The following is a 25,208-nucleotide window of genomic DNA, read 5'->3' as shown; positions in this document are numbered from 1 at the left end:
TGCCGTTACAGACGCCAAGAGGGACACAGGGCGCTTACTGGCCGGAAATGCCGGCCAGTACAATAGACCATGTCCAAGCAGAGTGGAACCGCGGTTAAACGCCTCTGCAGCTTTATGCTGCAGAGGCGTTTTTTGTTGAAATATGGGGAGAGTTGTACATGAAAGCCAAAGCCCACAGCATACACACAGAGAGAATGCAGGCTGCAGACAATACCTTCCTTGCGTACCTGTAAACAGGAGGCGGGAAGCCAAAGAAGAGGGGAACCGTGATGTTTAAGCATATCAAGTCGGACATTCGGGCAGTATTCGACAACGATCCTGCAGCCCGCAGCTGGTTTGAGGTTGTCTTCACTTACGCCGGACTTCATGCGATTTGGGCACACCGGATAGCCCACTCTTTTTATAAGCGGCGATGGTTTACACTTGCGCGTATCGTTTCCCAGGTCAGCAGATTCATGACTGGTGTTGAAATTCATCCGGGGGCAACGATCGGCAGCCGCCTGTTCATTGACCATGGAATGGGTATTGTAATCGGAGAGACCTGTGAAATCGGTGATGATGTGATTATCTATCAGGGAGTTACGCTAGGGGGAACAGGGAAAGAAAAAGGAAAACGTCATCCGACCGTAGGCAACAACGTTGTCATTGGCTCCGGTGCAAAAGTACTGGGATCGTTCCAGATCGGCGATAATTGCAATATCGGTTCCAACGCGGTTGTTCTCCGTGAGGTGCCAAGCAATAGTACGGTGGTAGGCAACCCCGGACGGGTGGTCAAGCGCAATGGGGAACGGGTATCCGACAGGCTCGACCATACCAAGATGCCGGACCCGCTTGTCGATTCCCTCCGTTTCCTGCAAAAAGAGATCGAGGAGATCAGGGAGCAGCTCGGTACGGAAGACAAGCAAAAAAAAGAGCAGCGCCGGCTGGAAAGCCAGCAGTATATCGGTGATTACGAAATTTAAGCATACCGGGATTCTTCAGGAGAAACCGGGAGCACGCAGAAAGGGTTGGAATCAAGATGGCTTTGCAGATCTATAACACAATGACACGCAGCAAGGAAACATTTGTTCCGCAGGAATCAGGGAAGGTGAAGATGTACGTATGCGGACCCACCGTATATGGCTACATGCATATCGGAAATGCCCGACCCGTGATTGTTTTTGACATGGTCCGGAATTACCTGGAGCAAATAGGGAACGAAGTGAATTATGTGACCAACTTCACGGATGTGGATGACAAGCTGATCCGCAAGGCCGAGGAGATGAAGACTACAGTAGCTGAGGTTGCGGAGATTTTTATCGCTGCCTATCAGGAAGATCTTGCGGGGCTTGGCGTAAAATCAGCGACGATGAACCCGCGTGTTACTCAGAGCATGGAGCTGATTATTGAATTCATCAAGGAGCTTGAAGATAAAGGCTATGCCTATGAGAATGGCGGTGACGTCTACTACCGCACAGCCAAATTTGCCGATTATGGTAAGCTGTCCCGCCAGAATCTGGATGAGCTGCAGTTCGGCATCCGGGTGGAAGTGGATTCACGCAAAGAAAAACCCGAGGATTTTGTCCTCTGGAAGGCAGCTAAGCCTGGAGAAGTCCACTGGCACAGCCCATGGGGAGAAGGCCGTCCCGGCTGGCATATTGAGTGCTCGGCCATGGCCCGTGAATTTCTTGGCGATACTATTGATATTCATGGCGGCGGACAGGATCTGCAGTTCCCGCACCATGAATGCGAATGCGCCCAGACGGAAGCATTGACCGGCAAACCGCTCTCCAACTACTGGATGCATAACGGGTTCATTAATATCGGTGACGAAAAAATGTCGAAATCGCTCGGCAACGGTCTGCTGGTGAAAGATATCCGCCAGCGCTTCAAAGCGGGGGCCATCCGTTATTTTATGCTCTCCACCCACTACCGCAATCCGCTGAATTTCACTGAAGAATCCATGCTGTCCGCAGAAAAAAGCGCGGAGCGCATCGCACTCGCGGAGCGCAATGTTAAGCACCGTCTTGAGCTTGATCCACAAGGGGCCACAGGCCAGGCGAGCGGACAGATCACGGAGCGTTTGGCCGCAATTGTAGCCAACTTCCATGCCAAAATGCAGGATGACTTCAACACTCCGGATGCTATTACGGCCATGTTTGACTGGGTAAGCCTTGCGAATAATACACTTGCGAATCCAGAAGCACTGCCCGCAAATTTCTCGGCACTGCTGCAGGCTTTTGCCGAGATGAACGCAGTGCTGCGCCTGACCACGGAGACAGAGGAAGAGGTTGCCGGCGAGGAAGTGGAGAGGCTGATCGCTGAACGGGCCGAAGCGCGCAAGAATAAAAACTGGGGACGCTCCGATGAGATCCGCGATCAGCTGAATGCTATGGGTATTCTGCTTGAAGATACTCCGCAAGGAATGCGGTGGCGGCGGAAATGAGCGGGCCGTTTAATCTGGAGAGTGCCTGGTTTCCCTATGAGCCCTCCAAGCCGGCCCGGCTGCTCTCTCCGCTCGTATTGGCATATGCCGGAGATGCTATCTATGAAGTGGCGGTACGCCAGTATTTAATCTCGCTGCCGAATCTCCGCCCGAATCATTTGCACCGAACAGCGACAGGGCTGGTCTCGGCCAAAGCGCAAAGCACGATCCTGGCCTATCTGGAGCCAAAGCTTACCGATGAGGAGAAGGATGTCGCCCGGCAAGGAAGAAATGCCAAATCGGGAACCATTCCCAAGAATGCGGATGTGCTGGAGTACCGGCATGCTACTGCTTTTGAATGCCTGATCGGTCATTTGTATTACACAGGCCAGCAGGCCAGAATCCGGGAGCTTGTTGACAGCAGCATACAATTCATGATGAATCGGCCTAAGTAAGGCTGCACCCGTATATATTTTTGAGAACAGGAGGCATGAACATGGAAGAATTGAAAACAGAAGAGGAAGTATTGGCCGGCAAGCATTCAGTGCTTGAAGCGCTTCGTGCCGGCCGTACACTCAATAAGATTTGGATCGCCGAAACGGCGCAAAAGCATCTGACCGCACCCATTATTGCCGAAGCGCGCAAAGCGGGAATTGTGATTCAGCATGTGGACAAAAGAAAGCTGGACCAGCTTGCACCCGGAGTACAGCATCAAGGGGTAGTTGCACAGGCTGCACCTTTTGCGTATGCAGAGGTTGCGGATATTCTGGCAGCGGCAGAAGCCAAGGGAGAACCTCCTTTTCTGCTTTTGCTGGACGAAATTGAAGACCCCCATAACCTGGGTTCTATTCTGCGGACCGCCGATTGCACGGGTGTGCATGGAGTTATTGTTCCAAAGAGACGGTCAGCGCAGATTACAGCAACTGTGTCCAAAACCTCTGCAGGAGCTGTTGAATATGTGCCCGTCGCACGTGTAACCAACCTTGGGCAGACCATTGACCGCCTCAAAGAGCTGGGAGTCTGGGTAGTAGGAACCGACGTGGATACCGATCAGAATCTGTATGCATCGGATATATTTACAGGTCCGGTAGCGGTGGTAATCGGGAACGAGAATAAAGGGATGGGCCGTCTGATCCGGGAGAAATGCGATGTTCTGCTGAAGCTGCCTATGGCCGGTAAAATCAATTCGTTAAATGCTTCGGTCGCTGCGGGCGTCATCATGTACGAGGTGCTGCGCCGCCGGCATCAGCAAGGATAGTTATGGCCGACTGGCGCGATATTCTGCTTGTGGATGGATACAACATGATTGGCGGCTGGCCCGATCTTGCCGAATTGTCACTCTCAGGAATGCAGGGAGCGCGGGACAGGCTGCTGGATATGCTGGCAGATTATCAGGCGTTTTCCGGGCTGCGCGTCATTGCCGTATTCGATGCTTACCGTGTGCCGGGCCTGGGCAGGTCTTTTGTGCAGGGGAAAGTGCAGGTGTTTTTCACCAAGGAAAAAGAAACGGCGGATGAATGCATTGAGCGGCTGGTTGGTGAGTTCAGTCACCGCAGACGGCAGATTTACGTGGCCACCAGTGATTTTGTAGAGCAGCATGTCATCTTTGCTCAAGGAGCATTGCGGCTGTCGGCCAGGGAGCTGCGGCTTGAAATCGAAGAGAGTCAGAAGCAGGTCAAAAAGGTGATCGAGCCCGGAAACATCAGCTCCACAAGGCATTCGCTGGAAGACAAACTGCCGCCAGAGACCCGCAGACGTCTAGAAGACTGGCGGCGTCAGTAAAAAGGCTCAAGAATGAAGCGTTTTCGGTTAAAATGCCATAAAATGCTATTGAAGATTGTTTTTGGTCAATCTGCGGTTGACGTTGTAAGGTAACATAATATATACTGATCCTATATTTCGCGAAGTAACGATGTGTCTTGCGTTGCAGCCGGGGGGATTCTTGGTGAGTGTCGACCTCAAGGAAATAATGCTGTCCGAGTATGATTTCATAAGTGATGAAGAAATTGTCGAGATCTTCCGTGGTGGCGATAGTGGCGCATTGGAGCATCTGATTAACAAGTACCGTAATTTTGTCCGAGCCAAGGCCCGTTCATATTTTTTGATTGGGGCAGACCGTGAAGATATTGTCCAGGAAGGCATGATTGGCCTATATAAGGCAATTCGTGACTTTAAGGGCGACAAGCTTTCTTCATTCAAGGCTTTTGCGGAACTCTGTATTACCCGACAGATTATAACTGCCATTAAGACGGCTACCCGGCAGAAGCATATTCCGCTGAATTCCTATGTTTCTTTGGACAAGCCGATCTATGATGAGGATTCCGACCGGACCCTGATGGATGTCATTTGCGGAACCCAGGTGCTGGATCCCGAAGAGCTCATTATCAACCAGGAGGAGTTCATCGGTCTGGAAGATAAGATGGCGGAAATTCTGAGTGATCTGGAACGTAAGGTTCTGATGCTCTATCTGGATGGACGGTCCTATCAGGAGATTGCAGAGGATTTGAAGCGGCATGTGAAATCGATTGACAACGCCTTGCAGCGAGTGAAACGTAAATTGGAAAGATATCTGGAAGTGCGTGACAATTGATGATATAATGTACAGGAAAGGCTCGGGACTCGAGTCTTTTTTAGTGTTTTGCGCCTTTTTCAACTGAATTGACAAGAGAATTGCAGGTTGTCCCGTTGACAGCAGGTTTACACACAGTGCAAATGCTCCATAATGTTAAGTAGAGATGGATAAGTCATGCCGAACGCAGCACAACCAAGGAAAACTTTCGTTTCAGCAGACTATACCGGAAGATTCTCCTTGAGGATCTGAAAAGGGTTCATGCAATTATGGATTCTGGTCTTACTAGACAGCAATTGATGTGAAAAATTAAGACCAAAGACAACACGCTCTGCTAGGCTACAGCACCCGAAATTACCCAATGCGATGGGGAATTCTTTCGTTGACACAGCAGTTGACATTATGCTAAAGTGTTTTAGGTAGGCCTAAATTCGCGGCTTTTTTTAGGATCAATATTTGCGTCTTCTAATTTTAAGATTAGAAGGACGTCTTCGGGAGGTGCACATCATGCGGGTAATTATCACTTTGGCTTGTACAAGTTGCAAACAAAGAAACTATGCGACAACCAAAAACAAGCGAAATCACCCCGACCGCTTGGAGATGAAGAAATTTTGCAAGTTCTGTAACGAGCAAACTCCTCATCGCGAAACCAGATAGTCTTTGGAGGTGTAGTCGGCGTGAAACGTAGTTTCAAGTCTTTGTTTTCCTTTTTCACTGAGAGCTGGAGTGAACTCAAAAAAGTTCGCTGGCCTAGCCGTAAGGAATTGAAAAACTACACATTGATCGTTCTCGGTACAATTGTAGTGATCGCTCTTTACTTCTGGGTTCTGGACATCGGTATTTCCGCTGTGATTGAAGCGATTATTTAGAGAGGTCCCAGGTGGCTTGATATGGAAAAAAGATGGTATGTTGTTCATACCTATTCCGGGTATGAGAATAAGGTTAAGGCCAATTTGGAAAAACGCGTTGAGTCCATGGGCATGGAAGACAAAATATTCCGTGTTCTTGTTCCTATGGAAGAAGAACTGGTAAACAAAGACGGAAAGAAAAAAACCGTTATGCGTAAAGTTTACCCTGGTTATGTTTTGGTCGAAATGGTTCAGACTGATGATTCATGGTACGTAGTCCGCAATACGCCGGGCGTAACCGGATTTGTCGGTTCGACAGGTTCCGGGTCCAAACCTACCGCTCTGCTTCCGGAAGAAGTTGAACAAATTCTGAAGCATATGGGCATGGTTGAACCTAAAGCGAAGATTGATTTCGAAATCAAGGAATCCGTACGTATTATGGTTGGTCCCTTTGCGAATTTTGTGGGCTCCGTGGAAGAGATTTTGGCTGACAAGAGCAAGATTAAAGTGCATGTCAACATGTTTGGACGGGAAACCCCGCTGGAGTTGGATTTCACTCAAGTGGAGAAAATATAACAGTCGCAAGGGTTTCTTGTGGGAGAACGCTATACAGCGTTCGAATACCACTATTTACGCAAGGAGGTGTCACTCATGGCTAAAAAAGTTATCAAAATGGTGAAACTGCAGATTCCTGCAGGGAAAGCGAATCCAGCGCCTCCAGTAGGTCCGGCGTTAGGTCAAGCAGGTGTCAACATCATGGCATTCTGTAAGGAATTCAACGCTCGTACTGCCGACCAGGCTGGCCTGATCATCCCGGTTGAAATTACAGTATTTGAAGACCGTTCCTTTACCTTCATCACCAAAACTCCTCCGGCTGCCGTTCTGCTTCGCATCGCTGCAAAAGTAGAAAAAGGATCCGGTGAACCAAACAAGAAAAAAGTAGCGAAGCTGGGCCGCGCAGCGGTTCGTGAAATCGCTGAAACAAAAATGCCTGACCTGAACGCTGCATCTATCGAAGCTGCAATGCGTATGGTTGAAGGTACTGCCCGCAGCATGGGAATCACAATCGAAGACTAATATGTTTTCGGTGAACCGGTCTTGCATGACCGCAATATGTGGGAGGAATTTCCGCTAATACCACAAAGGAGGAACATTTTCATGGCTAAACATGGTAAGAAATACCAGGAATCTGCTAAGCTGATTAACAGCGAAGCAACTTACGAGCCTTCAGAAGCTGTAGAGCTTGTGAAAAAGGCAGCAACTGCCAAATTTGACGAAACCGTTGAAGCAGCAGTTCGTCTGGGTGTAGACCCGCGTAAACAAGATCAGGCTGTTCGTGGTGTTGTCGTCCTGCCTCACGGCACAGGTAAAACACAACGCGTGCTTGTATTTGCAAAAGGTGAAAAAGCGAAAGAGGCAGAAGCTGCTGGCGCGGATTATGTAGGCGATCAGGATATGATCAACAAAATCCAACAGGGCTGGTTTGAATTCGATGTCTGCGTAGCTACACCTGATATGATGAGCGAAGTCGGTAAACTTGGCCGTCTGCTTGGTGGTAAAGGCCTCATGCCTAACCCTAAAGCCGGTACAGTTACTTTCGACGTTACCAAGGCTGTTCAAGAAATTAAAGCCGGTAAAATCGAATACCGTCTCGATAAAGCAGGCCAAATTCACGCGCCAATCGGCAAAGTGTCTTTTAATGCTGAACAATTGAACGATAATCTTAAAGCTCTGATCGACGCTCTTAACCGTGCGAAACCAGCAGCTGCCAAAGGTGTGTACCTGAAAGGCATCGCAGTTTCGTCTACTATGGGACCAAGCGCTCGTGTGAATACTACTGCTTTCAGATAAATAAAGGTTGACTCTTAGAGTCATCTTTGATAATCTGTAACAGTTGTGAACTTTAAGGTGATCATTCTTGAACTTGAATATGCTTACCGTAGACAGTAGGTGCCGCAGGGCTTAATTTCCTACCGAGGTGTTGTGATAGAAACAAGAAGTGCATGGCGCTGTCCTGACCACTTTCGTTTTATCAAGCCTTCGTGAATCTGCGGAGGCTTTTCTAATGCCTGCGTAGGAACGGCGAGCATTCCCCGGAAAGAATCGTCGTAACATAATTTTCAGGAGGTGTATACAATTGGCAAATGCAAAAGTAATCCAAGCTAAACAGGATGCGGTTGATGTTGTAACTGGCAAACTGCAGAACAGTGTTTCTACTGTTGTTGCGGACTACCGCGGATTGAATGTATCCCAAGTGACTGAACTGCGCAAGCAGCTTCGTGAAGCTGGGGTTGATTTTCAAGTCCTGAAGAACACATTGGTTCGTCGCGCAACAGCTGCGGCTGAACTGACTGAACTCGATGCGGTTCTGACTGGTCCTACAGCGGTCGCTTTCAGCGAAACAGACGCAGTAGTAGCAGCCAAGATTCTGAACGATTTCGCTAAAAAGAACGATGCTCTGAAACTTAAGGGTGGCGTTGTAGAAGGCCGTGTCATCGATGCGGACCAACTGAAAGCACTGGCTGAGCTTCCTTCCCGCGAAGGTTTGCTGTCCATGCTGCTTAGCGTGCTTCAAGCTCCAATGCGCAACTTCGCGCTTGCAGTTAAAGCTGTCGCTGAGAAGGAAGAACAAAGCGCGTAAGCCTTTGCTTCCAGCATTATAATCTTTAACACAAACAAATTTAAATATAAAATGGAGGTTCAATCATGAGTAAAGAAACAATTTTGGAAGAAATTAAAGGCATGAGCGTATTGGAACTGAACGACCTGGTTAAAGCAATCGAAGAAGAGTTCGGCGTAACTGCTGCAGCTCCAGTAGCAATGGGCGGAGGCGCTGCAGTTGCTGTAGAAGCAGAGCAATCCGAATTCGACGTAATTTTGACAGGCGCTGGCGCTTCCAAAATCAACGTTATCAAAATCGTTCGCGAAATCACAGGCCTGGGCTTGAAAGAAGCTAAAGACCTCGTAGACAACGCTCCAAAACCAATCAAAGAAAAAGTAAGCAAAGAAGATGCAGAAGCTGTGAAAGCGAAATTGGAAGAAGCAGGCGCAGCTGTAGAAGTGAAGTAATATAAGCTTTATGGTTTGGCCCGGGAGCAGGTGTTCAGCTTACTTCCGGCTTCTAGCAACCCCCTTGAACTTGTTCAAGGGGGTTGCTGTATAAGTTATGTCTCGTTAGAAAGAGCAGAATGAAAGGGAGGATTATATGTCGCAGCATTATTACTCACAGCAGCCGGATGCACGTCATGACAGACGTACCATTGTGACGGTTCTGAGAGGAAAAAGCCTCCGTTTTACCAGCGACGCCGGTGTGTTCTCTAAGGGAGACATTGATTACGGCAGCCGTGTACTGATTGAAGCTATGGAGATTCCGGAAGGATCGGCTGTGCTTGATGTGGGTTGCGGATATGGCCCCATTGGGATTAGTGCAGCTTACCTGGTGCCCAAGGGACATGTCACGATGATTGATATCAACAGCCGGGCGGTAGAGCTTGCCCGCGAGAACGCCAGAAACAATGGTACTGTCAACGTTACTGTTATGGAGAGTGATGTGCTCTCTGCAGTGAAGGGACAGAAGTTTGATGTGATTGTAACTAACCCTCCGATCCGTGCCGGCAAGGCAGTCGTGCATCAGATTTTTGAAGAGGCTTACGCCCATTTGAATGAAGGCGGAACGCTATGGGTGGTTATTCAGAAGAAACAGGGAGCGCCATCGGCGGCAGCTAAGCTTGAGAGTTTGTTTGGGGATGTAGAAGAAGTGGGCAAAGATAAGGGCTATCGAATTATTAAAGCTCAGAAATAAAAATATATAACATGTTGACATGTGTTGTCGATAGTGTTATTATTATAAAATGTCAGTATTAAGCTAGGCTCCATGTCTTTAGTTTGCTGAAATGTCAAGTAATATATTGTCGCCCGGTAAGCGCAGGCCGTACGGCAAGTTTTTGCGAATTCAGTTCTCTATGTTCCTGTCACGGCGAAGGTCGCCGGGTCAATAGATAATAGCGCATAAACTGTTGCTTGGTGACGTATAATACTTACGTTTTAGGCAAATCTACGGATAAGGAGTATTTTGGCCGTGGAAAAGATGCGCTCTTTTTTCGAAGATTTCGATAAGGGCTTTTCTTTATTTATGGCTGAATCCTTATGTTATGGTTCCATTATACGGGTCCAAACAAGGGTTCGCAATCAATTTTTAAGTGAGTAGACATGAGGGGTGAGTAAAGTTGGCAGGACATCTTGTTCAGTATGGTCGACGCACTCGGCGGAGCTATGCGAGAATTAAAGAGGTACTCGAGGTCCCTAACCTGATCGAGATCCAACAAAAATCGTATGATTGGTTTTTGGAGGAAGGTTTGCGTGAAATGTTTCAGGACATCTCGCCAATCCAGGATTTCACAGGGAATTTGGTGCTTGAGTTCATTGATTACAGCCTAGGCGAACCGAAGTATACGGTTGACGACGCTAAAGAGCGGGACGTGACATATGCGGCTCCTCTGCGTGTGAAGGTGCGGCTCATCAATAAGGAGACCGGTGAGGTCAAAGAGCAGGAAGTGTTCATGGGAGATTTCCCGCTGATGACGGAGACCGGCACTTTTATTATCAATGGTGCGGAACGGGTTATTGTCAGCCAGTTGGTTCGCTCTCCAAGCGTCTATTTCAGCACAAAAGTAGATAAGAACGGCAAAAAAACCTACACCGCCACAGTAATTCCAAACCGCGGAGCCTGGCTTGAACTGGAGACCGACGCTAAGGATATCATGTATGTCCGAATCGACCGGACCCGTAAAATTCCAGTTACCGTGCTTCTGCGTGCTCTCGGTTTCGGTAGTGATGCTGAAATTCTGGAACTGCTTGGTAATGATGAATATATTCGCAATACGCTGGATAAGGACAATACGGACTCCACGGAAAAGGCGCTTATTGAAATCTATGAGCGTCTGCGTCCGGGCGAACCACCGACACTGGATAATGCCAAGAGCCTCTTGGTTGCACGTTTCTTCGATCCAAAACGCTATGACTTGGCCAATGTAGGCCGTTACAAAATCAATAAGAAGCTGCATATTAAGAACCGGTTGTTTAACCAGCGTCTGGCACAGCCTTTGGTTGATGAATCGACTGGAGAAATTCTGGCGGAATCCGGACAAATGGTTGACCGCAGACTTCTTGATGAGCTGATTCCTTATTTTGAGAAGGATGTCGCCGCCAAGACCTACCGTGTTACCGGCGGAGTGTTGGACAGTGAAGATATCCCGCTGCAAACGGTCGATGTATTTTCGCCGATCGAGGAAGGCCGGGTTATCAAGCTGATTGCCAACGGCAATATCGACAAATCCGTTAAGCATATTACCCAGGCTGATATTATATCCTCAATCAGCTACTTTATTAATCTGCTGCACGGTATCGGCAACACGGATGACATTGACCACTTGGGTAACCGTCGTCTGCGTTCCGTAGGTGAACTGCTGCAGAACCAATTCCGTATCGGGCTGTCCCGTATGGAACGCGTAGTGCGGGAGAGAATGTCTATTCAGGATGCGAATGCAATTACTCCGCAGGCCCTGATTAATATTCGCCCGGTTATCGCGTCCATTAAAGAGTTCTTCGGTAGCTCCCAGCTGTCACAGTTTATGGACCAGACGAACCCGTTGGCAGAACTTACGCATAAACGCCGTCTATCTGCACTCGGACCCGGCGGTCTGACTCGTGAACGCGCGGGCTTTGAAGTTCGAGACGTTCATCACAGCCACTACGGCCGTATGTGTCCAATCGAAACACCGGAAGGTCCGAACATTGGTCTGATCAACTCCTTGTCCACCTTTGCCCGCATCAATGAATACGGCTTTATCGAAGCTCCGTACCGTTGGGTGGATCCGAAGACTGGCAAGGTCACAGAGCATATCGATTATCTGACCGCCGATGAAGAAGACAACTATGTAGTTGCGCAGGCAAATGTGCAGATCGATGAAGATGGAACCTTTAAGGAAGATATGGTTATCGTCCGTTACAACAAGGATTCAGACAACATCACGACCATGCCTAGTAACCGTGTTGACTACATGGACGTTTCGCCAAAACAGGTTGTCTCGGTCGCTACGGCGCTCATTCCGTTCCTGGAGAACGATGACTCCAACCGCGCGCTGATGGGATCTAACATGCAGCGCCAAGCCGTTCCGCTTCTGATTCCGAAGGCTCCGCTTGTCGGTACAGGAATGGAGCATAAATCCGCTAAGGACTCCGGCGTATGTATTGTCTCCAAATATGACGGTATTATTGAACGTTCTTCTGCCAATGAGATCTGGCTGCGCCGGGTTGAAATGATTGAAGGCAAAGAAGTTAAAGGTGATATCGTTAAATATAAATTACACAAATTTATGCGTTCGAACCAAGGGACCTGCATAAATCAACGTCCGCTGGCAAAAAGAGGCGACATTGTGAAGAAGGGTGACATTCTTGCGGATGGTCCTTCCACGGAAATGGGCGAATTGGCCCTGGGCCGCAACGTGGTTGTTGCGTTCATGACTTGGGAAGGTTACAACTATGAGGATGCGATCCTGCTGAGTGAAAAGCTGGTGAAGGAAGATGTATACACTTCGATTCATATCGAAGAATACGAATCCGAGGCTCGTGACACGAAGCTGGGACCTGAAGAAATCACCCGTGATATTCCAAATGTCGGCGAAGAAGCGCTGCGCAATTTGGACGAACGCGGTATCATCCGCATTGGTGCGGAAATCAATGCCGGTGACATCCTAGTAGGTAAGGTAACTCCTAAGGGTGTAACTGAATTGACTGCCGAAGAACGTCTGCTCCATGCAATCTTCGGGGAAAAAGCACGTGAAGTTCGTGATACTTCCTTGCGTGTTCCGCATGGTAGTGATGGTATTATCGTTGACGTCAAAGTATTCACACGTGAGAACGGCGATGAGCTGCCTCCAGGTGTGAATCAACTGGTTCGTGTCTACATCGCCCAGAAACGTAAAATCTCTGAGGGTGACAAAATGGCCGGACGTCACGGTAACAAGGGTGTCGTTGCCCGTATTCTTCCTGAGGAAGATATGCCGTTCCTGCCGGATGGTACACCGGTACAAGTAGTACTGAACCCGCTGGGCGTTCCATCTCGTATGAACATCGGACAGGTGCTGGAAGTTCATATTGGTATGGCTGCTCTTCGTCTGGGCATTCATGTAGCGACTCCGGTATTTGACGGTGCACGCGAGTATGACGTCTTTGATACGATGGAAGAAGCCGGTATGCAGCGCAATGGTAAGACTGTGCTGTACGACGGACGTACAGGCGAACGCTTCGAACGTGAAGTAACTGTCGGTGTCATGCACATGATCAAGCTGGCGCACATGGTTGATGATAAGATTCATGCCCGCTCCACAGGTCCTTACTCACTCGTTACCCAGCAGCCTCTCGGCGGTAAAGCCCAGTTTGGTGGACAACGTTTCGGGGAAATGGAAGTTTGGGCGCTTGAAGCTTACGGCGCGGCCTATACACTGCAGGAAATCTTGACGGTGAAATCCGATGACGTGGTTGGCCGTGTGAAGACGTATGAATCCATCGTCAAAGGCGAGAATTTGCCGGAACCTGGTGTGCCTGAAGCGTTCAAAGTATTGATCAAAGAACTGCAGTCGCTCGGTATGGATGTCAAAATCCTCAGCGGTGATGAGCAGGAGATTGAGATGAAAGAACTGGACGATGAGGACGAGACGTCAGGCGACAAGCTGAGCCTTAACTTGGAAGGCGCAGAAGTCGGAATAGAGTAGTCAGATACAGATTAATTTCATGTAATTGAACCGTGCCCTCTGTTGACCTAACCGTCAAGAGAGGGCCTATGCGGTAATAAATCAGGATATAGATTAAGGAGGGTTGCTCCTTGTTGGACATTAACAGTTTTGAATTTATGAAGATCGGGCTTGCTTCTCCGGAAAAAATTCGCTCTTGGTCCCGCGGAGAAGTGAAAAAACCGGAAACCATTAACTATCGTACTTTGAAACCGGAAAAAGAGGGCTTGTTCTGCGAGCGCATTTTCGGACCGCAAAAGGACTGGGAATGTCATTGCGGCAAGTACAAACGTGTACGTTACAAAGGCGTTGTGTGCGACCGTTGCGGCGTTGAAGTAACTCGTGCCAAGGTTCGCCGTGAACGCATGGGTCACATTGAATTGGCAGCACCAGTTTCTCATATCTGGTATTTTAAAGGGATTCCAAGCCGTATGGGCCTGGCCCTCGATATGTCCCCAAGATCGCTTGAAGAGATCATCTACTTTGCATCCTATGTTGTAACTGATCCAGGTGAAACACCGCTGGAGAAGAAACAACTCCTGTCCGAGAAAGAATACCGCAGCTACCGTGAAAAATACGGTTACGGATTCCAAGCCGGCATGGGTGCCGAGGCTGTTAAGAAACTCCTTCAGGATATCGATATCGATAAAGAACTGGAGTTCCTCAAAGAAGAGCTGCGTACGGCTCAGGGCCAACGCCGCAACCGGGCGATCAAACGCCTGGAAGTAATCGAGGCTTTCCGCAACTCCGGCAACAAGCCTGACTGGATGATCATGGATGTGCTTCCGGTTATTCCGCCAGAGCTTCGTCCAATGGTTCAACTTGATGGCGGACGTTTTGCTACGTCTGACCTTAATGATCTGTATCGCCGCGTAATTAACCGGAACAACCGTCTGAAGAGACTGCTCGATCTCGGTGCGCCTGATATTATCGTGCAGAACGAGAAACGTATGCTTCAAGAAGCCGTGGATGCATTGATTGACAACGGCCGCCGTGGCCGTCCTGTAACTGGTCCTGGTAACCGTCCGCTCAAATCGCTCAGCCACATGCTGAAAGGTAAGCAGGGACGTTTCCGCCAGAACCTGCTCGGTAAACGCGTTGACTATTCCGGCCGTTCCGTTATCGTTGTAGGACCGTATCTGAAAATGTACCAATGCGGTCTGCCGAAGAAAATGGCGCTTGAATTGTTCAAGCCGTTCGTCATGAAAGAGCTCGTGAACAAGGGACTTGCCCATAACATCAAGAGTGCCAAACGTAAAGTTGAACGTGTAAGCCCTGAAGTCTGGGATGTGCTTGAAGACGTTATTAAGGAGCATCCGGTTCTGTTGAACCGTGCACCTACGCTTCACAGACTGGGGATTCAGGCATTTGAACCGATTCTGGTAGAAGGGCATGCCATTCGTCTGCACCCGCTCGTATGTACGGCTTACAATGCCGACTTTGACGGTGACCAGATGGCGGTGCACGTACCACTGTCAGCAGAAGCTCAGGCTGAAGCGCGTATTCTGATGCTGGCATCAGGCAACATCCTGAACCCTAAGGATGGCAAACCGGTAGTTACCCCTTCCCAGGATATGGTCCTTGGTACATTCTATTTGACCATGGACAACAAGGAAGAAAAAGGAACCGGCATGATTCTGCGCACTGTGAACGAAGCAGTTTCGGCTTACCAGCGTGGAACTGCAGGCCTGCATGCACGTGTAGCTATTCCTGCAAAAGCTCTCGGTAAAACATGTTTCACCGAAGCCCAGCAGAATGCAATGCTCGTTACGACTATCGGTAAGATTATCTTCAATGAAATCTATCCGAGCAGCTTCCCGTATATCAACGAAGCAACTAAGGCTAACCTGCTGCAAGGCACACCAGAGAAGTACTTTATCTATGAAAAAGGCGCGGACATCCGCGAACTTATTCTGAGCCTGCCGGACGCAAGTGCTGTAGGTAAGGAATACTTAGGGCTGATTATTGCCCGCTGCTTTGAAATTTATCATACAACCAAGACATCCATGATTTTGGATAAAATCAAGCAACTCGGCTTCACGTACTCCACTCGTTCCGGTGTAACAGTAGCCGTATCGGATGTTATTGTGCCTGAAGAAAAGGTAACCATTCTTAAAGAGTCGGAAGCCAAGGTTGATGTGGTTGCGAATCAATACCGCCGTGGTCTGATTACCAATGATGAGCGTTATGACCGTGTTATTGAAATTTGGTCGAAGACTAAGGATGATCTGACGAACATCCTGCTGAAATCGATGGACCGGTTCAACTCCATCATGCTCATGGTTGACTCCAAGGCGCGCGGTAACAAATCGCAGATTACACAGCTGGGTGGTATGCGTGGTCTGATGGCTACGCCGTCAGGACGGATTTTCGAATTGCCGATCAAGGCGAACTTCCGTGAAGGCCTTACAGTCCTCGAGTACTTTATCTCCACTCACGGAGCGCGTAAAGGTCTGGCGGATACAGCGTTGCGTACAGCAGACTCAGGTTACCTGACCCGCCGTCTCGTTGACGTGGCACAGGATGTTATCGTCCGGGAAGATGACTGCGGCACTGACAAAGGCTTCACTGTCAGCCGTATTCAGGATGGCAAGGAAGTTATTGAGGATCTGTACGACCGTATTGAAGGACGGTATTCCTTTGAAACCGTACGTCATCCGGAAACGAAAGAAATTATCGTTAACCGCAACGATCTGATTGACTCCGACAAAGCTGAGGAAATTGTGAACGCCGGGGTAACCAAACTGCAAATTCGTTCCGTGCTGAGCTGCCGTGCCCGTCACGGGGTCTGCAAAAAATGTTACGGACGCAATCTGGCAACAGGCAAACATGTGGATATCGGTGAGGCCGTAGGGATTATCGCCGCTCAATCTATCGGTGAACCAGGAACCCAGCTTACCATGCGTACGTTCCATACCGGTGGTGTTGCCGGTGATGACATCACGCAAGGTTTGCCGCGTATTCAAGAGCTGTTTGAAGCCCGTAACCCTAAAGGACAGGCGACAATCAGTGAAATTGACGGAGTAATCAAGGAAATCCGCGAAACCAAGGACCGCCGCGAAATCGAGGTTCAGGGTGAAGCAGAATCCAAGACCTACTCCATTACCTATGGTTCCCGTCTGCGTGTCAGTGAAGGCCAGGAGATTGAAGCAGGGGATGAACTGACGGACGGTTCGATCGATCCAAAAGAAATGCTGCGCATCAAAGGGATCCGCGGGGTACAGAACTACATTCTGCAGGAAGTGCAGCGTGTATATCGTAACCAAGGCGTAGAAATCAATGATAAGCACATTGAAGTTATGATCAAGCAGATGCTGCGCAAAATCCGCATCATCGAAGCTGGCGATACAAATCTGTTGCCAGGTGCCTTCTCGGATATCCATGAATATGAAGCTGCCAACAAGGAAGCCATTCTCACTGGTAAAGAGCCTGCAGTCGCTAAGCCAGTGCTGCTCGGTATCACCAAGGCTTCACTTGAGACAGATTCCTTCCTGTCTGCTGCGTCCTTCCAGGAAACGACTCGTGTCCTGACGGATGCTGCAATCAAAGGAAAAGTGGATAAGCTTCTCGGCCTGAAAGAAAACGTTCTGATTGGTAAGTTGATTCCTGCCGGTACGGGTATGAACCGTTACCGCAATGTCAAACTGAGCGATCCGAATGAAGAAAGCATGCTGGAAGACTTAGAGACTGTACCTGCTGAATAATGGAGTCACCATAAGCAGTTTAATCGCGTCACGGTTCCTTATGGGATCGTGGCGCGGCTGGCTGCTGTGATTTTTCAATAAAATTATTACAGATCTTCTTGACATCATCCAATGATAATGCTAATATGTCTAAGGTGCGTGAGTAGCCGCGTTATTCTTATTCATTGGAGGTAATATTTTATTATGACTGATGATATGGGATTTCAGGATGCTCAGGTCAAGATCGGTACCAAACAAACCGTTAAGGCGGTAGAGTTGGGCCAAGCCGCAGAAGTCTATGTGGCGGAGGACGGAGATCAACGGCTTACTTCCAGAATTGTTATGCTTTGCAACAAACAAGGCGTGAAGATCACTTATGTGGACACCATGCTGAACTTGGGCAAAGCCTGTGGTATAGAAGTTGGTGCTGCTATGGCAGCCGTCTTAAAACAATAGCAAGGAAATTGTTTTTGTACCGGGGGTACACTCCGGGAGCAAAGACTTTTCATTTGTCTTTTTATGAACCGCCTGGGTCTGTGGACTTAATGTTCGTAAATGGATTATCATTTCAGGAAGGGGGTGGCACAACATGCCAACTATTAATCAATTGGTTCGTAAAGGCCGTCAAGCCAAAATCGAAAAGTCCAAATCTCCCGCTCTTCAAAAAGGGTTCAACGCCCTGAAGCGTGAGGCTACAAACTTGAGCGCTCCGCAGAAACGCGGTGTATGTACTCGTGTAGGCACAATGACACCACGTAAACCAAACTCTGCACTTCGTAAGTATGCCCGTGTTCGTTTGACGAACCGTCTTGAGGTGACTGCTTACATTCCGGGGATCGGACATAACCTTCAAGAGCACAGTGTAGTATTGCTGCGCGGAGGTAAAGTTAAGGACCTTGCAGGAGTTCGTTACCACATCGTACGTGGCGCTCTGGATACAGCAGGTGTAGCTAACCGGATGCAGGCTCGCTCCAAATACGGTGCGAAACGTCCTAAGGCTAAGAAATAAGATTGCAATATCTGAATACTAAACATTTAAGAAAGGGGGATATCCATGCCACGCAAAGGTCCAGTTACTAAGAGAGATGTATTGCCAGATCCATTGTATAATAGCAAGTTGGTTACCCGTTTGATCAACCGTATTATGCTGGGTGGTAAAAGAGGTGTCGCTCAAAGCATTCTGTACAATTCGTTTAAATTGATCCAAGAACGTACGGGCAAAGAACCGATGGAAGTTTTTGAAGCTGCCATCAAGAACATCATGCCGGTATTGGAAGTTAAAGCTCGTCGTGTCGGCGGTGCTAACTACCAAGTGCCTATCGAGGTTAAACCTGAGAGACGTACTGCTCTGGGATTACGTTGGCTCGTGAACTACTCACGCAACCGCGGTGAGAAGACTATGGAAGAGCGTTTGGCGGCTGAGATCATCGATGCTTCCAACAACACAGGCGCTTCCGTTAAGAAACGCGAAGATACGCACAAAATGGCTGAAGCGAACAAAGCGTTTGCTCACTACCGCTGGTAGGATCTAAAGCCGTTCAAATAACTTATATTTTGAAGGGAGACCCATTTCATGGCAAGAGAGTTCTCCTTGAAAAATACACGCAATATCGGGATCATGGCACATATTGATGCTGGTAAGACTACTACCACTGAGCGGATTCTATTCTACACGGGCCGTACGCACAAAATCGGTGAAGTTCACGAGGGTGCTGCTACAATGGACTGGATGGAACAAGAACAAGAGCGCGGAATCACGATTACTTCTGCGGCTACAACTGCTGCGTGGAAAGGTCACCGCATCAATATCATTGATACTCCGGGACACGTTGACTTCACTGTTGAAGTTGAACGTTCCCTTCGTGTATTGGATGGGGCAGTAGGCGTTTTCAGTGCGAAAGAGGGCGTTGAGCCTCAGTCTGAAACTGTATGGAGACAGGCTGACCGGTATGGCGTTCCCCGTATCGCATATGTCAACAAAATGGATATCATCGGCGCGGACTTCCTTAACGTTGTAGAAAGCATGCGTGATCGCTTGCAAGCCAATGCAGTTGCCATTCAACTGCCAATTGGCGCCGAAAACGACTTCGTTGGTATTATTGACCTGGTTGAGCAAAAAGCTCACATCTTCAAAGATGACCTGGGACAAAACATCGAAGTAACGGATATTCCCGCTGAATATCTGGAACAAGTTGAGGAGCGCCGTCTCGAGCTGATCGAGAAGGTTGCAGAACTTGACGAAGATCTGACTATGAAGTACCTGGAAGGCGAAGAAATTACAGTTGATGAAATCAAAGCTGCACTGCGCAAAGGCGTATGTGAAGTTAAGATTTTCCCTGTAATTGTCGGATCCTCCTACCGCAACAAAGGTGTTCAGCTGATGATGGACGCTGTTGTAGATTACTTGCCATCTCCTCTGGATGTACCTGCTATTCAAGGTCATCTGGATGACGGTACTGAAGCGGTTCGCCACTCTTCGGATGAAGAGCCATTCTCAGCACTGGCATTTAAAATCATGACAGACCCTTACGTTGGTAAGCTTACGTTCTTCCGTGTATACTCAGGTATCCTGGAATCCGGTTCTTATGTAGTTAATGCTACCAAGAACAAACGTGAGCGCATCGGCCGTATCCTGCAGATGCATGCGAACAGCCGCCAAGAAATCTCCATCGTATATGCTGGTGATATCGCCGCAGCCGTTGGTCTGAAGGACACTAGTACTGGTGACACACTGTGCGATGAGAAACATCCGGTTATCCTGGAATCCATGAACTTCCCTGATCCGGTTATCGAAATCGCGGTTGAACCAAAAACCAAAGCTGACCAAGATAAATTGGGCGTTGCTCTAGGTAAGCTGACTGAAGAGGATCCAACTCTTCGTGCGCATACTGATGAAGAAACTGGCCAAACCATCCTGGCAGGTATGGGTGAGCTTCACCTTGACATTATCATCGACCGCATGCGCCGCGAGTTCAAGGTAGAAACCAACGTGGGTAAACCACAGGTTGCTTACCGTGAAACTTTCAAAGCACCAGCACGCGTAGAAGGTAAATTCGTTCGCCAATCCGGCGGTCGCGGTCAGTACGGTCACGTATGGGTTGAATTTGAACCTCTCGAACCAGGTACTGGCAGCCAATTCGAAAGTAAAGTTGTCGGTGGTTCCGTTCCTAGAGAATACATCGCTCCTGCACTTGCCGGTATTGAAGAGCAAATGAAAAACGGCGTTCTTGCAGGCTTCCCGCTTGTAGACGTTAAGGCTACCATCGTAGATGGTTCCTATCATGATGTTGACTCCAACGAAATGGCGTTCAAAATCGCTGGTTCGATGGCGCTCAAAGCGGCTAAAGACAAGTGTAAGCCTGTCTTGCTTGAGCCAATCATGAAAGTGGAAGTAACTGTTCCTGAGGAATACATGGGCGATGTTATGGGTATGCTGAACTCCCGTCGCGGCAGAATCGAAGGTATGGATTCCCGTGGTGGAGCGCAGATTATCCGTGCGAAGGTGCCTCTTTCCGAAATGTTTGGTTATTCCACAACTCTCCGTTCCGGTACTCAAGGACGCGGTGTATTCTCAATGGAACTTTCTCACTATGAAGAAGTGCCTAAATCCATTGCAGAAGAGATCGTTTCCAAGAACAAAGGTGGAGAATAGTTACTATTTTTAACTTGCCGTCCGGATATCACCACTCAGTCACCTAAGAATTGCATGCAGGCGGGCGGCTCAAATATAAGGAACCCCACAATAAGGAGGAACTGTTCAAATGGCAAAGGCAAAGTTTGAACGTAACAAACCACACGTTAACATCGGTACTATTGGTCACGTCGACCATGGTAAAACGACTCTGACTGCTGCAATCACTACTGTATTGTCCAAAAAATACGGTGGCGCTGCTGTAGCATTCGACCAAATCGACAAAGCTCCAGAAGAACGCGAACGTGGTATCACTATCTCCACAGCTCACGTTGAATATGAAACTCCTAACCGTCACTACGCACACGTAGACTGCCCTGGACACGCCGACTATGTTAAAAACATGATCACTGGCGCAGCGCAGATGGACGGAGCAATCCTGGTTGTATCCGCAGCTGACGGCCCTATGCCACAGACTCGCGAGCACATCCTGTTGTCCCGCCAGGTAGGCGTTCCTTACATCGTCGTATTCCTGAACAAATGCGACATGGTTGAAGACGAAGAGCTTCTGGAACTGGTTGAAATGGAAGTACGCGATCTGCTGAACGAATATGAATTCCCAGGTGACGATACTCCAATCATCCGCGGATCCGCTCGTGAAGCTCTGCAGAACCCTGATGGCGACTATGCACAGAAGATCGTTGAAATGTTCGAAACGATCGACACGTACATTCCGCTTCCAGAACGCGACACTGACAAGCCTTTCTTGATGCCTGTCGAAGACGTATTCTCCATCACTGGCCGCGGTACTGTGGCAACTGGTCGCGTAGAACGCGGAACAGTTAAAGTCGGAGAAGAAGTTGAAATCGTGGGTATTCACGAAGACAAGAAAAAATCCGTTGTTACGGGCGTTGAAATGTTCCGTAAATTGCTGGATTCCGCACAAGCTGGTGACAACATCGGAGCCCTGCTGCGTGGTGTTGACCGCAACATGATCGAACGCGGACAAGTATTGGCTAAGCCAAACTCCGTTAACCCACACACTGAGTTCACTGCACAGATCTACGTTCTGACTAAAGAAGAAGGCGGACGTCACAAACCATTCTTCACTGGTTACCGTCCACAGTTCTACTTCCGTACAACTGACGTAACTGGTATCATCAACCTGCCAGAAGGTACTGAAATGGTTATGCCTGGTGACAACATCACTGTAACCGTACAACTGATCTCCCCTATCGCTATTGAAGAAGGTACTAAATTCTCCATTCGCGAAGGCGGACGTACAGTTGGCGCCGGTACTGTAGCATCCATCCAGAAATAATTCGGCTCTACCCGTTAGGGTAGATCTGAACCAAGTACAGGGATTCTTCTAACGAAGAGTCCCTGTTTTTTTATACAAAAAAACTCCACTTTCAAATATCTGAAAGCAGAGCGGCAATGTATTTTAGATTTCCTTGGCAAACATAGGAGCAGGAGTTTTGCTTAAGACAACATGTAAACTTGCTGGCTGATCACTGGTGTTTTTGTAGGCGAATGATTCATCACCAGCAATATGAAGAATCTCCCCCTCAACAAAAGCATAATCCACATCATTCACTTGTATGCTTCCTTTTCCTTTTAAGGCTAAGAGGTATACCTCGGCTCCAGGATGCTTGTGGACAGGCAGCTGCTGGCCGGGCATGAAGTTAAGTACAAATACCAAACTGTCGCCTTTTTGAAAAAGAACTCTCTTCGTAAAATGTTCCTCCTGATACTGAATCGCTTCTGCTACTATTTTTTTCTCCATGCTAATCCCTGCTTTCAATTAATTTATTTACTGCAGTTACAGCTTAACCTCATACTCACAATGCTCATGCCCGGTAGCATTGCATTTGATCTCTTTTACGGGAACTCTTCGTCCCATTATTGTAGAAAGAGATCCTTCGAGAATGGCTCCTTCCAAATCGCAAATCATCTTCTCTTCCTCAAGTGAAGGAAGACCTTTACAGAAGCAATCCTCCACAGCAATATTAATTTTGTGTTCATCTGAGTAAACTATACGAGGAATTCCAATCTTAAGGGACTCGAACAGCATAAGCAGCTCTTCAACTGTGGTGGCAGGCAGACTTTCACCAATTTTCCTTCCGATCGTAAGCGTGGTCCCTTTGCCGCCGAGTGGCAGTCCTTGATTCAAGCCAATAAGACGGATAGTCCGGAATAACCATATTGCCCAGCTGTGAACGGTCCATCCTTTTCATATCTTCAAAGGTATATTGCAGCATGGCCGGCTTCATCTCCTTCATGTTTCTATTTCTATACTCTGATTCTATGGGAGGAAGGGATACATTTCCTTGATGCAGATCAATTTTTCTGGAATTGTGTGCGGGCAATCACTCGCGCCCCTTAGATTCCTTGTTATGGTGGAATAGCAGAGAAAAAAAGGGAGGGTAAAAATGATGAACTGTAATGCCTGTGAGTCGTTATCCTGTGTCCGGGGAGTACCTGTATTTGAAGCCCTTTCGGACAAAGAACTGTTTATAATCGAATCTATCATTGAATCCCATCATTATAATAGAGGCAATCAGGTGTTCAGAGAGGGGGAAGAGTCCGATTCATTGTTTGTGGTTAAAAGCGGATTGATTAAATTGACCCAAAGCAATGAAGAGGGAAAGCAGCATGTGGTGAGATATCTTTTTCCGGGTGATTATTTCGGGCAGTTTGCGCTGCTGCACCATAAACAGAATAACTTTACTGCAGAAATTGTAGAGAGTGGAAGTGTGTGCCGGTTGCGGCGTAAAGATTTTCTGCCTCTTTTAGAGCAAAATGTGTCCTTGGCGTTCAGTTTCTTGATGTCCATGAGCGAGCAGCTGCAGCAGGCTGAGGAAACAGCTGGCGTCATGCATATGTTTGAGGTAGAAACGCGGCTTGCAAGACTGCTGGTGAAATTAACATCTAGCAACAAAACAGGGACATTCTCTCCAACCAGAAACCAAGTGATTGAACTTCCTTCAGCGAAAAAAGAAATCGCAGCCATGATTGGAACTACCGCCGAAACCTTAAGCCGTAAGCTGCATAAATTAGAAGCCAAAAATATTATTGCTGTGCACAAAAGAAGTGTAGAAATTATCGATATGGAAGCCCTCTGCCGGATAGGGGGTTACTGAGAGGGGGAAGTTCCTTATATACCCTTGATGGCCATGATGAGTTGAATAAGCAGATGCAAATGATAGCTTTATCTGTAGAAGATCTCAACCTGCTATAACGTATGAAACCAATTGTGGAGAAAGATATCGACTACATTATCGACCAGTTTTATAAGACGGTGCTGGGTGTGGACAAGCTGCAGGCGATCATTCTGGAACACAGCAGTATTGCAGAATGTATTTATCACCGTCATCTACAATGATACTGTTAGGGATGATGAACGGCTCCAAGTTCAGACGGTAACCAAACTGCTAAATCCGATACTTTTCGCCGTACCGCTGCGACTGCCTTAGAGTCACAAGGAATGGCCACAGAAGGCCATAGACATCTGGATGGTCTTACAGGACAGATTATCCTGATCTATGAGAGTACATATGCAATGGAACGCTCAGTAAATGAGTTAATCAGCTCATCCAAGCAAATTCAAAAAAATGCGGCTGCTGAATCGGATCAAGTACAGCACAAACAGCAGCTTCTGCAGAGTACTTTAAGAAAGCTACAGACAATCTTTAAGCGATAAACAGCCTTAGTTCCCCGATAACTTCTATATAATAGGAAGAAAACAGTGCCTGAAAAAAATATGCACTGTTTTTCTATTTTTACTTGCAATGTTACCGCCTATTATATATAATAATAAATGTTGTTCTGAGACGTTGCGATGATGTGAGAGGTTACTGACACACCCGGCCCCTTTGCCATGAGGTCGACGTCGGAAAATTTTCACGGAGTATGTCCGATAATAAATTGGGCGATAGAAGGAGGGACTAAAATGGCAAAGCAAAAAATTCGTATCCGCTTGAAAGCATACGACCACAGAATTCTTGATCAATCCGCAGAGAAAATCGTTGAAACAGCAAAACGTTCGGGTGCTGGTGTATCCGGGCCGATTCCGTTGCCAACTGAGAAGCAAGTTATTACTATTCTCCGTGCGGTACACAAGTACAAGGATTCCCGTGAACAGTTTGAACAACGGACTCACAAACGTTTGATCGATATTGTGAACCCAACACCACAAACTGTGGATGCCTTGATGCGCTTGGATCTACCGTCCGGTGTAGATATCGAAATCAAATTGTAATATTACTAAGCAATTAGGAAAA

General features: G+C 47.9%; 26 protein-coding genes and 1 other annotated feature. Of the genes, 24 read left to right on the top strand and 2 right to left on the bottom strand.

The window, feature by feature from the left end; genetic code table 11:
- Positions 1 to 269: 269 nt before the first annotated feature.
- The 21 genes from cysE (at position 270) to tuf (ending at position 22,246) form a co-directional block, all read left to right on the top strand.
- The gene (gene cysE, locus PGRAT_RS28085; protein WP_020427091.1) at positions 270 to 962 is read left to right on the top strand and encodes a serine O-acetyltransferase; all 693 of its coding nucleotides are present in this window, start codon (positions 270 to 272) and stop codon (positions 960 to 962) included.
- A gap of 56 nt (positions 963 to 1,018) precedes the next feature.
- A complete protein-coding gene (gene cysS, locus PGRAT_RS28080; RefSeq protein WP_025706603.1) occupies positions 1,019 to 2,425 on the top strand; it encodes a cysteine--tRNA ligase in 1,407 nt (468 codons plus the stop codon).
- A complete protein-coding gene (locus tag PGRAT_RS28075) occupies positions 2,422 to 2,859 on the top strand; it encodes a Mini-ribonuclease 3 (RefSeq protein ID WP_025706602.1) in 438 nt (145 codons plus the stop codon). Before cysS ends, PGRAT_RS28075 begins: the two co-directional genes overlap by 4 nt.
- Positions 2,860 to 2,900: 41 nt before the next feature.
- Positions 2,901 to 3,662: a 23S rRNA (guanosine(2251)-2'-O)-methyltransferase RlmB gene (rlmB, locus tag PGRAT_RS28070; RefSeq protein WP_025706601.1), complete on the top strand. Its 762-nt coding sequence runs from the start codon at positions 2,901 to 2,903 to the stop codon at positions 3,660 to 3,662.
- A gap of 2 nt (positions 3,663 to 3,664) precedes the next feature.
- Positions 3,665 to 4,186, top strand: a complete 522-nt coding sequence (locus PGRAT_RS28065; RefSeq protein ID WP_025706600.1) for an NYN domain-containing protein — start codon at positions 3,665 to 3,667, stop codon at positions 4,184 to 4,186.
- 163 nt (positions 4,187 to 4,349) lie between these two features.
- Positions 4,350 to 4,994, top strand: a complete 645-nt coding sequence (sigH, locus tag PGRAT_RS28060; RefSeq protein WP_019908203.1) for an RNA polymerase sporulation sigma factor SigH — start codon at positions 4,350 to 4,352, stop codon at positions 4,992 to 4,994.
- Between the two features lie 486 nt (positions 4,995 to 5,480).
- Positions 5,481 to 5,630, top strand: a complete 150-nt coding sequence (gene rpmG / locus PGRAT_RS32860; RefSeq protein ID WP_074086515.1) for a 50S ribosomal protein L33 — start codon at positions 5,481 to 5,483, stop codon at positions 5,628 to 5,630.
- 20 nt (positions 5,631 to 5,650) lie between these two features.
- Positions 5,651 to 5,842 (top strand): preprotein translocase subunit SecE, encoded by a 192-nt coding sequence (gene secE, locus PGRAT_RS28055; RefSeq protein WP_020427085.1) that lies wholly within the window; start codon positions 5,651 to 5,653, stop codon positions 5,840 to 5,842.
- 21 nt (positions 5,843 to 5,863) lie between these two features.
- A complete protein-coding gene (gene nusG / locus PGRAT_RS28050) occupies positions 5,864 to 6,397 on the top strand; it encodes a transcription termination/antitermination protein NusG (protein ID WP_020427084.1) in 534 nt (177 codons plus the stop codon).
- A gap of 75 nt (positions 6,398 to 6,472) precedes the next feature.
- Positions 6,473 to 6,898: a 50S ribosomal protein L11 gene (gene rplK, locus PGRAT_RS28045; RefSeq protein ID WP_020427083.1), complete on the top strand. Its 426-nt coding sequence runs from the start codon at positions 6,473 to 6,475 to the stop codon at positions 6,896 to 6,898.
- An 81-nt stretch (positions 6,899 to 6,979) separates the two neighbouring features.
- Positions 6,980 to 7,672 carry a 50S ribosomal protein L1 gene (gene rplA / locus PGRAT_RS28040; RefSeq protein ID WP_020427082.1) on the top strand — a complete coding sequence of 231 codons (693 nt, stop codon included), beginning with the start codon at positions 6,980 to 6,982 and terminating at the stop codon, positions 7,670 to 7,672.
- A 68-nt stretch (positions 7,673 to 7,740) separates the two neighbouring features.
- Positions 7,741 to 7,894 (top strand) — a sequence feature (ribosomal protein L10 leader region).
- Between the two features lie 64 nt (positions 7,895 to 7,958).
- Positions 7,959 to 8,462 carry a 50S ribosomal protein L10 gene (gene rplJ, locus PGRAT_RS28035; protein ID WP_025706599.1) on the top strand — a complete coding sequence of 168 codons (504 nt, stop codon included), beginning with the start codon at positions 7,959 to 7,961 and terminating at the stop codon, positions 8,460 to 8,462.
- A gap of 65 nt (positions 8,463 to 8,527) precedes the next feature.
- Entirely contained in the window at positions 8,528 to 8,890 is a 363-nt protein-coding gene (gene rplL, locus PGRAT_RS28030) for a 50S ribosomal protein L7/L12 (RefSeq protein WP_025706598.1), read from the top strand.
- A gap of 136 nt (positions 8,891 to 9,026) precedes the next feature.
- A complete protein-coding gene (locus PGRAT_RS28025) occupies positions 9,027 to 9,623 on the top strand; it encodes a class I SAM-dependent methyltransferase (protein ID WP_025706597.1) in 597 nt (198 codons plus the stop codon).
- A 424-nt stretch (positions 9,624 to 10,047) separates the two neighbouring features.
- Positions 10,048 to 13,593: a DNA-directed RNA polymerase subunit beta gene (rpoB, locus tag PGRAT_RS28020; protein ID WP_025706596.1), complete on the top strand. Its 3,546-nt coding sequence runs from the start codon at positions 10,048 to 10,050 to the stop codon at positions 13,591 to 13,593.
- 110 nt (positions 13,594 to 13,703) lie between these two features.
- Positions 13,704 to 17,315: a DNA-directed RNA polymerase subunit beta' gene (gene rpoC / locus PGRAT_RS28015; RefSeq protein WP_025706595.1), complete on the top strand. Its 3,612-nt coding sequence runs from the start codon at positions 13,704 to 13,706 to the stop codon at positions 17,313 to 17,315.
- A gap of 183 nt (positions 17,316 to 17,498) precedes the next feature.
- On the top strand, positions 17,499 to 17,750 hold the full coding sequence (locus tag PGRAT_RS28010; RefSeq protein ID WP_025706594.1) for a ribosomal L7Ae/L30e/S12e/Gadd45 family protein: 252 nt from the start codon (positions 17,499 to 17,501) through the stop codon (positions 17,748 to 17,750).
- Positions 17,751 to 17,883: 133 nt separating this feature from the next.
- The gene (gene rpsL / locus PGRAT_RS28005; RefSeq protein WP_020427075.1) at positions 17,884 to 18,303 is read left to right on the top strand and encodes a 30S ribosomal protein S12; all 420 of its coding nucleotides are present in this window, start codon (positions 17,884 to 17,886) and stop codon (positions 18,301 to 18,303) included.
- A 45-nt stretch (positions 18,304 to 18,348) separates the two neighbouring features.
- Positions 18,349 to 18,819 (top strand): 30S ribosomal protein S7, encoded by a 471-nt coding sequence (gene rpsG, locus PGRAT_RS28000; RefSeq protein WP_020427074.1) that lies wholly within the window; start codon positions 18,349 to 18,351, stop codon positions 18,817 to 18,819.
- 48 nt (positions 18,820 to 18,867) lie between these two features.
- Positions 18,868 to 20,946 (top strand): elongation factor G, encoded by a 2,079-nt coding sequence (gene fusA / locus PGRAT_RS27995; RefSeq protein WP_025706593.1) that lies wholly within the window; start codon positions 18,868 to 18,870, stop codon positions 20,944 to 20,946.
- Positions 20,947 to 21,055: 109 nt separating this feature from the next.
- Positions 21,056 to 22,246, top strand: a complete 1,191-nt coding sequence (gene tuf / locus PGRAT_RS27990; RefSeq protein WP_020427072.1) for an elongation factor Tu — start codon at positions 21,056 to 21,058, stop codon at positions 22,244 to 22,246.
- A 123-nt stretch (positions 22,247 to 22,369) separates the two neighbouring features.
- Here tuf and PGRAT_RS27985 read toward each other — a convergent pair whose 3' ends face one another.
- Complete coding sequence (locus PGRAT_RS27985; protein ID WP_025706591.1) at positions 22,370 to 22,711, bottom strand: cupin domain-containing protein; 342 nt, start codon at positions 22,709 to 22,711, stop codon at positions 22,370 to 22,372.
- A 36-nt stretch (positions 22,712 to 22,747) separates the two neighbouring features.
- Positions 22,748 to 22,879 (bottom strand): 4-vinyl reductase, encoded by a 132-nt coding sequence (locus tag PGRAT_RS34575; RefSeq protein ID WP_238326839.1) that lies wholly within the window; start codon positions 22,877 to 22,879, stop codon positions 22,748 to 22,750.
- A 478-nt stretch (positions 22,880 to 23,357) separates the two neighbouring features.
- Between PGRAT_RS34575 and PGRAT_RS27975 the strand changes: the two genes are divergently transcribed.
- The 3 genes from PGRAT_RS27975 to rpsJ all read left to right on the top strand — a co-directional run bounded on the left by PGRAT_RS27975 (position 23,358) and on the right by rpsJ (position 25,186).
- On the top strand, positions 23,358 to 24,068 hold the full coding sequence (locus tag PGRAT_RS27975) for a Crp/Fnr family transcriptional regulator (protein ID WP_025706590.1): 711 nt from the start codon (positions 23,358 to 23,360) through the stop codon (positions 24,066 to 24,068).
- A gap of 101 nt (positions 24,069 to 24,169) precedes the next feature.
- Positions 24,170 to 24,310, top strand: coding sequence for a globin family protein (locus tag PGRAT_RS33570; RefSeq protein ID WP_155990444.1), 141 nt, complete (start codon positions 24,170 to 24,172; stop codon positions 24,308 to 24,310).
- 567 nt (positions 24,311 to 24,877) lie between these two features.
- The gene (gene rpsJ, locus PGRAT_RS27965) at positions 24,878 to 25,186 is read left to right on the top strand and encodes a 30S ribosomal protein S10 (protein ID WP_009226637.1); all 309 of its coding nucleotides are present in this window, start codon (positions 24,878 to 24,880) and stop codon (positions 25,184 to 25,186) included.
- Positions 25,187 to 25,208 lie beyond the last annotated feature (22 nt).

The sequence above is a fragment of the Paenibacillus graminis genome, assembly GCF_000758705.1.
GTDB classification, from domain to species: domain Bacteria; phylum Bacillota; class Bacilli; order Paenibacillales; family Paenibacillaceae; genus Paenibacillus_AQ; species Paenibacillus_AQ graminis.
The sequence above is the reverse complement of the archived record's forward strand: the minus strand, read 5'-3'. Positions and strand labels throughout refer to the sequence as shown.

What these genes read in the sequence shown, in the direction of transcription:
- cysE (WP_020427091.1), top strand. Translation starts at nt 270, where the DNA reads ATGTTTAAGCATATCAAGTCGGACATTCGGGCAGTATTCGACAACGAT.
- cysS (WP_025706603.1), top strand. Translation starts at nt 1,019, where the DNA reads ATGGCTTTGCAGATCTATAACACAATGACACGCAGCAAGGAAACATTT.
- PGRAT_RS28075 (WP_025706602.1), top strand. Translation starts at nt 2,422, where the DNA reads ATGAGCGGGCCGTTTAATCTGGAGAGTGCCTGGTTTCCCTATGAGCCC.
- rlmB (WP_025706601.1), top strand. Translation starts at nt 2,901, where the DNA reads ATGGAAGAATTGAAAACAGAAGAGGAAGTATTGGCCGGCAAGCATTCA.
- PGRAT_RS28065 (WP_025706600.1), top strand. Translation starts at nt 3,665, where the DNA reads ATGGCCGACTGGCGCGATATTCTGCTTGTGGATGGATACAACATGATT.
- rpmG (WP_074086515.1), top strand. Translation starts at nt 5,481, where the DNA reads ATGCGGGTAATTATCACTTTGGCTTGTACAAGTTGCAAACAAAGAAAC.
- nusG (WP_020427084.1), top strand. Translation starts at nt 5,864, where the DNA reads ATGGAAAAAAGATGGTATGTTGTTCATACCTATTCCGGGTATGAGAAT.
- rplK (WP_020427083.1), top strand. Translation starts at nt 6,473, where the DNA reads ATGGCTAAAAAAGTTATCAAAATGGTGAAACTGCAGATTCCTGCAGGG.
- rplA (WP_020427082.1), top strand. Translation starts at nt 6,980, where the DNA reads ATGGCTAAACATGGTAAGAAATACCAGGAATCTGCTAAGCTGATTAAC.
- rplL (WP_025706598.1), top strand. Translation starts at nt 8,528, where the DNA reads ATGAGTAAAGAAACAATTTTGGAAGAAATTAAAGGCATGAGCGTATTG.
- PGRAT_RS28025 (WP_025706597.1), top strand. Translation starts at nt 9,027, where the DNA reads ATGTCGCAGCATTATTACTCACAGCAGCCGGATGCACGTCATGACAGA.
- PGRAT_RS28010 (WP_025706594.1), top strand. Translation starts at nt 17,499, where the DNA reads ATGACTGATGATATGGGATTTCAGGATGCTCAGGTCAAGATCGGTACC.
- rpsL (WP_020427075.1), top strand. Translation starts at nt 17,884, where the DNA reads ATGCCAACTATTAATCAATTGGTTCGTAAAGGCCGTCAAGCCAAAATC.
- rpsG (WP_020427074.1), top strand. Translation starts at nt 18,349, where the DNA reads ATGCCACGCAAAGGTCCAGTTACTAAGAGAGATGTATTGCCAGATCCA.
- fusA (WP_025706593.1), top strand. Translation starts at nt 18,868, where the DNA reads ATGGCAAGAGAGTTCTCCTTGAAAAATACACGCAATATCGGGATCATG.
- tuf (WP_020427072.1), top strand. Translation starts at nt 21,056, where the DNA reads ATGGCAAAGGCAAAGTTTGAACGTAACAAACCACACGTTAACATCGGT.
- PGRAT_RS27985 (WP_025706591.1), bottom strand. Translation starts at nt 22,711, where the DNA reads ATGGAGAAAAAAATAGTAGCAGAAGCGATTCAGTATCAGGAGGAACAT.
- PGRAT_RS34575 (WP_238326839.1), bottom strand. Translation starts at nt 22,879, where the DNA reads ATGATTTGCGATTTGGAAGGAGCCATTCTCGAAGGATCTCTTTCTACA.
- PGRAT_RS27975 (WP_025706590.1), top strand. Translation starts at nt 23,358, where the DNA reads ATGATGAACTGTAATGCCTGTGAGTCGTTATCCTGTGTCCGGGGAGTA.
- PGRAT_RS33570 (WP_155990444.1), top strand. Translation starts at nt 24,170, where the DNA reads ATGAAACCAATTGTGGAGAAAGATATCGACTACATTATCGACCAGTTT.
- rpsJ (WP_009226637.1), top strand. Translation starts at nt 24,878, where the DNA reads ATGGCAAAGCAAAAAATTCGTATCCGCTTGAAAGCATACGACCACAGA.